Genomic DNA, 5,540 nt, shown 5'->3' on the forward strand with positions numbered 1-5,540 from the left:
AGCTACGAGTCGGCCGAGATCGATACCTTCAACTAAGGTTCGATCGGCTAAAAGGCTGTATGGGCGGCATCCGCGAGGGTGCCGCCCTTTTTATTGCTGACGTGATCTAATGGAATCAGGAAGGGCCGGACTGCTATGCGCGGTCCGGCCCTTTCCTCGACGGACGATGGCTGGCCTTCACAGGCGATAACGGATCTGATCCGTCCAGAAGCGCTCCAGGCGGCTCAGCGCCACGTTGAGCCGGCCGAAATCGTCGTCCGAGATGCCGCCGATCGGCTGGATCGTGCGGGCGTGCTTGTCGTAGAGCGCCTGGATGATGTCGTGGACCTGACGGCCCTTGTCGGTCAGGCTGATCCGGACCGAGCGACGGTCGGTCTTCGAGCGAGCGTGATGGAGATAGCCGGCTTCGACGAGCTTCTTGACGTTGTATGACACGTTGGAGCCGAGGTAATATCCCTTGGTCCTGAGCTCGCTCGCGGTCAGCTCCTTGTCGCCGATGTTGTAGAGCAGCAGGGCCTGGACGCTGTTGACGTCCTCGCGGTCGCGGCGCTCGAACTCGTCCTTGATGACGTCGAGCAGGCGACGGTGCAGCCGTTCCACCAGGTGAAGAGCTTCCAGATACGAACCGGTCGATGTGGCGCTGTCCGCTGACGGGTTGCTGTCGACGACCTTCATTGCCTGGGATTTCATGGGATGCCTCACCGCCGTTGTTGTGCCGGTACCGCGCTGTACGATGCCGTCTGTGGATTGAACTTAGGCGGCGGAAATGAAAGCCAATTTAAGCGATAGGATGAATTTGCAATTTACCTGTATAGGTAAATACAAGATGAAACGATTGCCGTAACGTTTGATTCACCGGTTCTCGCCGGCTGCTAATGAAGAAAAGATGAAGTAGATCACGACAATACTAGCTTGCGCTACGATGAGAGGTGTCGTCATCGAGAGAAGCTGGGGTGTCAACAAGGCGAGGGTCAACGCACTGGTCGCCGCCAGCAGCCACACCACGCCGCCCCATGCGCTTGTGAGCCAGAGCCCGACCGCCGCAATCAGGTCGATCACCGCGAAATAGACGATGACTGTCTGCCGGCCGTAGGGTTCGGCCTCGAAGGGCACCGCCCCGGGCCAGACGTCGAGGATGCGTGCCCAGGCCCATGCGCCCTTAGCGAGCCACAGGAGGGCGGTCATCCGCATGAACCAGACCAGCACCACGTCCCAGCCCGTTTGAGGCGGCCGCGCGACCCGCTCGATCCGGTCGCCGCCGCGAGGCTGCGGGTCGGCGTTTCTGCCCGTGCCAGGTTTTCTGTTCGTCCTCACGATAAGGGCCCCGTCCACTCCGGCCCGATCACCGGCTCCGGCTGTTCGAGTGGGCCGAAGCGGGCGGCGATCGCATCGGGATCGACTTCCGCAAGGGTCGCCGGCGACCAAGCGGGCTTCCCATCCTTGTCGACGATCGCTGCGCGAACACCCTCGTAGAAGTCGCCGCCCTCCGTCGCCCTGACCGCGAGCCGGTATTCGAGCCGCTGCGCCTCCTCGAAGCTCGACACGGCGCCGCGGCGCATCTGCTCGCGGGCGATGCAGAGGCTCGTGGGCGAGCGCGTCCGCATCAGGCTGGCGGTCTCGGCGGCGAAGGCCGAGTCCGGCGCCATGCGGTCGAGGCGGACGAGGATCTCGCTCACCGTATCTGCGGAGAAGGCGGTCGCCATGAGCGCGCGCTGGGTACGCAGCGGACCCGGTGCCGGCGCTTGTGCCGTGTGGGGCGAGAGCGACGCGTCGACATCGCCGCCTTCGCAGAGGAGGTCCAGGATCGTATCGAACTTCGCCGCGGGGGAGTAATGCGTCGCGAGCCCCAGCGCGAGGGCGTCCGACGCGCCGATCCTGTTTCCCGTCAAAGCCAGATAGGTGCCCGCCTGGTCGGGGAGACGCGGCAGGGCATAGGTGGTGCCGCAATCGGGAAAGAAGCCGATCCCGACCTCCGGCATGGCGAAACTGTAATTCTCCGCGGCGACGCGATGGCTGCCGTGCAGCGAGATGCCGACGCCGCCGCCCATGACGATCCCCTCGATCAGCGAGACATAGGGCTTGGGGTAGGCCCTGATCGCGGCATCCAGGCGGTATTCGGCGGTCCAGAACGCGCTGACCTCATCGAGACGACCTTCCCGGCCGAGTTCGTAGATCTGTCGGATGTCACCCCCGGCGCAGAAGGCGCGGCCACCCGCGCCCCTTACGACGACGCGGGTCACGGCGTCGTCTGCAGCCCAGGCGTCGAGTTGCGCCAGCATGGCGTCTGCCATCGCCAGCGTCAGCGCATTGAGCGCCCTGGGCCGGTTCAGGGTCACGAGACCCGCCGCACCCCTCACCTCGAACAGGATGTCCGGCCCGGAGCCTTCCGTCATCGGCATGTCCTCATCGGTGCCGCTTAGACGAACTCCGACGCTTTCCGTCAATCGTCTCGCTGGGCGTCGACGGCGGTCCGGACCGACCGCTCCTCCGCGGAGCCGATCACCGCAGCTGCGAGGCCGGCTGCCGCCATGTCCTCGCCCAAGGCCCGCGCCCAGGCCGAGCCGGAGCGTGTCGTGCCGCCGCGGGCAGCGCGGCCGATCAACGTGCCGGCGATCGCCCCCAGCATCCCGACCAGCGCGCCTGTCGTCGGCGAGGCTTGTCGCCCTGCCAGCGCGGCACCCCCTAGGGCACCGATAGCGAGCCTGACGGCCACGGAGGATGGGATGCGGCGATCGGGGGCGAACGGCATCTTGTCGCCTGCCATCTCTGCCACGGCCGCACCCGTGGCGAGGAACCGCGCGCCCGGGCCTGAGGGGATCGGGACAGGAAGAGGCCGCGTCCGCCCCTGCGAGGCCGCCCAAGTCAGCGCGGCGCAGGCGGTCATGCTTCGCATGCCGGTGACAACGCCGATCCCCAATGATGCTCGGTAGCCCACCATCGCCTCTCCTCTCCTTGACGATAGGAAAAAGGTTTCGGCCAGCCTTTGTTGCCGCACGGTGTGTAACCGCGCCGGATCTACGGCTTCGTCGCGCCGGGTTACGGAGCCTTTCGCGGATGTGTTAGGTCGCTTCGCGAAAGTTTTCGATCGACCGAGCCGAGCGCGAACCATGCCCGACGAGTCCCCGACACCGCGCGCCATCGCCGTCGAGAGCGCGCAGGCCACCAGCCCCGGCGGCTCGCTGAGCCTTACCCAACGCCCCCGTCGCAACCGCAAGGCCGAATGGTCGCGCCGCCTCGTGCGTGAGCATACCCTGACGGTGGACGACCTGATCTGGCCGCTCTTCGTGATCGAGGGGCAGGGCCGGCGCGAGCCGATCGCCTCGATGCCCGGCGTCGAGCGACTCAGCGTCGACGAGATCGTGCGCGAGGCCGAGCGGGCGGCGCGCCTCGGCATCCCGGCGATCTCGTTCTTCCCCTATACCGAGCCGTCCCTGCGCGACCCGACTGGCTCCGAGTCGCTCAACCGCGAAAATCTCGTCTGCCGGGCGGTGCGGGCGGTGAAGGCGGCGGTGCCGGAGATCGGCATCATGACCGATGTCGCCCTCGACCCCTACACCAGCCATGGCCATGACGGACTTCTTTCCGACGGCGCGATCCTCAACGACGAGACCGTGGCGCTCCTCGTCGAGCAGAGCCTGATCCAGGCGGAGGCAGGCACCGATATCATCGCCCCCTCGGACATGATGGACGGCCGTGTCGGCGCCATCCGCGCCGGGCTCGACAAGGCGGGGTTCCGCGACGTCCAGATCATGGCCTACGCGGCGAAATACGCGAGCGCCTTCTACGGCCCGTTCCGCGACGCCATCGGCACGAGCGCGGCTTTGGTGGGGGACAAGCGCACCTATCAGATGGATCCGGGCAACGGCACCGAGGCCCTGCGCGAGGTCGCCCTCGACATCCAGGAGGGTGCCGATTCGGTGATGGTGAAGCCGGGCCTGCCCTATCTCGACATCATTCGCCGGGTGAAGGACGAGTTCGGGGTGCCGACCTTCGCCTATCAGGTGTCGGGTGAGTATGCGATGATCGAGGCCGCCGCCCGCAACGGCTGGCTCGACGGCACCCGCGCCATGGTCGAGAGCCTGCTCGCCTTCAAGCGGGCCGGCGCCGACGGCATCCTGACCTACTACGCCCCCCGCGTCGCCGAGCGTCTGCGCGACGGCGCGTGAGGTTGGGTTTCGGCGCCGCGGCGCTCCTCGTCGCATTTTGCGGCTGTTCGAGCTCGGTCGACCGCCAGCGGGCGACGACCTGTCGCCGCGCCGTCCCTGCCCTCGCTCCGCCCGATGCCGTTCTGACCATCCTGCGGGTGGCGCAGGGACCCACCGCCGACAGCGTGCGCGTCGATTACGGAATCGGCACCCGCGACGGCCGCCAGCGCTGGTTGGTCTGCAGCTTCGGCAGTGGTGCTGTGCTCTCGGGCATCGCCACCGAGCGCGGGCCTTTGGGCGAGGCCCAGCTCTACCTCTTGCGGCACTACTACCTCGATACGCCCGACGCCCTGAAGGCCGATCCGATCGGGGCGCAACCTTAAGAGCTCAAGCTCTTGAGACCGCTTTGCGGGGCCCCCATGTGTTTCACCGTGATGATCGCCCCCGATGGAGCGCGGTGATGTTGAACAACCCGACCGGCTATTCCGATCGCCTCGGCACCTCGGGCTATGGCCTGCCGACGCCACTGCCCCTCGTGCGGGCGAGCCTCGGCGCGCGCTTCGTCGCGTACCTGCTCGACATTCTGTTCATCTTCGGCTTCACCGCTCTGCTCACGCTCCTGATCACGCTCATCGGCGTGGTGACGTTCGGCCTCGGCTGGACCCTGTTCGCCGTGCTGCCGGCGAGCGGCATCATCTATAGTGCCATGACCGTGGGCGGTTCCGCGCAATCCACCTGGGGCATGCGGATGATGGGGCTGCGCGTCGTCGCGCCCGAGAGCGGACGGCGAATCGACGTCGTCACCGCGGCGGTCCATGCGCTGCTGTTCTACGTCGCGCTATCGACCTTCCTGATCTGGTTCGTCGACATGCTGTTCGGCTTCATGCGTGCGGACCGGCGTCTTGGCCACGATCTGCTGCTCGGCCTCGCGGTGATCCGCGCTTCCTGAGAAAATCCTGCATTCTGGGCCGCTCAAGGGAGTTGAGCGGCCGAGCATAGCCGTTACACTCAGCCGGCTCGGTGCTTCGCCCCGGGCCTGTCGAGGGCCACGACCAGCGTGACGAGCCACCCGCGCGACACTCCGCAGTTTTACCTCACCGCCCCCTCCCCGTGCCCCTATCTGACGGGCCAGGAGGAGCGGAAGGTGTTCACTCACCTCGTCGGGCGCCGCGCCCGCGACCTCAATGAGATCCTGACCCAGGGCGGCTTCCGCCGCTCGCAGACGATCGCCTACCGGCCGGCCTGCGAGACCTGTAGGGCCTGCGTGTCAGTAAGGGTGGTGGTAGCGGATTTCGTACCGTCCGCGAGCCATCGTCGCATCCTGCAGCGGAACGGCGACCTCGTCGGCAATCCCGAGCCTAACCGCCCCTCCTCCGAGCAGTACACCCTGTTCCG

General features: G+C 66.7%; 7 protein-coding genes and 1 pseudogene. 4 read left to right on the top strand and 4 right to left on the bottom strand.

The genetic code is table 11. From position 1 onward, the window contains the following. Positions 1–177: 177 nt before the first annotated feature. From K2Y56_RS25355 to K2Y56_RS25370, 4 genes are all read right to left on the bottom strand, one after another. A complete protein-coding gene (locus K2Y56_RS25355; protein ID WP_292514637.1) occupies positions 178–675 on the bottom strand; it encodes a winged helix DNA-binding protein in 498 nt (165 codons plus the stop codon). A gap of 177 nt (positions 676–852) precedes the next feature. Beyond that, positions 853–1,314 carry a DUF6163 family protein gene (locus tag K2Y56_RS25360; protein ID WP_292514621.1) on the bottom strand — a complete coding sequence of 154 codons (462 nt, stop codon included), beginning with the start codon at positions 1,312–1,314 and terminating at the stop codon, positions 853–855. Further along, complete coding sequence (locus tag K2Y56_RS25365) at positions 1,311–2,393, bottom strand: enoyl-CoA hydratase/isomerase family protein (protein ID WP_292514623.1); 1,083 nt, start codon at positions 2,391–2,393, stop codon at positions 1,311–1,313. Before K2Y56_RS25365 ends, K2Y56_RS25360 begins: the two co-directional genes overlap by 4 nt. A gap of 47 nt (positions 2,394–2,440) precedes the next feature. Beyond that, positions 2,441–2,938 (bottom strand): hypothetical protein, encoded by a 498-nt coding sequence (locus K2Y56_RS25370; protein ID WP_292514626.1) that lies wholly within the window; start codon positions 2,936–2,938, stop codon positions 2,441–2,443. Between the two features lie 169 nt (positions 2,939–3,107). Here K2Y56_RS25370 and hemB point away from each other — a divergent pair, with 169 nt between their 5' ends. The 4 genes and pseudogenes from hemB to K2Y56_RS25390 form a co-directional block, all read left to right on the top strand. Continuing rightward, a complete protein-coding gene (hemB, locus tag K2Y56_RS25375) occupies positions 3,108–4,166 on the top strand; it encodes a porphobilinogen synthase (protein ID WP_292514629.1) in 1,059 nt (352 codons plus the stop codon). Beyond that, entirely contained in the window at positions 4,163–4,528 is a 366-nt protein-coding gene (locus K2Y56_RS25380; RefSeq protein WP_292514631.1) for a hypothetical protein, read from the top strand. Before hemB ends, K2Y56_RS25380 begins: the two co-directional genes overlap by 4 nt. A gap of 77 nt (positions 4,529–4,605) precedes the next feature. Then, positions 4,606–5,094, top strand: a complete 489-nt coding sequence (locus K2Y56_RS25385) for an RDD family protein (RefSeq protein ID WP_292514634.1) — start codon at positions 4,606–4,608, stop codon at positions 5,092–5,094. A gap of 108 nt (positions 5,095–5,202) precedes the next feature. Then, positions 5,203–5,540: pseudogene (locus K2Y56_RS25390) on the top strand (arginyltransferase); the annotation flags it as partial.

Origin of the sequence: Methylobacterium sp. (assembly GCF_019745455.1) — a bacterium.
GTDB lineage: Bacteria > Pseudomonadota > Alphaproteobacteria > Rhizobiales > Beijerinckiaceae > Methylobacterium.

Coding starts and splice junctions, on each gene's coding strand:
- K2Y56_RS25355 (WP_292514637.1), bottom strand. CDS start 675: ATGAAGGTCGTCGACAGCAACCCGTCAGCGGACAGCGCCACATCGACC.
- K2Y56_RS25365 (WP_292514623.1), bottom strand. CDS start 2,393: ATGACGGAAGGCTCCGGGCCGGACATCCTGTTCGAGGTGAGGGGTGCG.
- K2Y56_RS25370 (WP_292514626.1), bottom strand. CDS start 2,938: ATGGTGGGCTACCGAGCATCATTGGGGATCGGCGTTGTCACCGGCATG.
- hemB (WP_292514629.1), top strand. CDS start 3,108: ATGCCCGACGAGTCCCCGACACCGCGCGCCATCGCCGTCGAGAGCGCG.
- K2Y56_RS25385 (WP_292514634.1), top strand. CDS start 4,606: ATGTTGAACAACCCGACCGGCTATTCCGATCGCCTCGGCACCTCGGGC.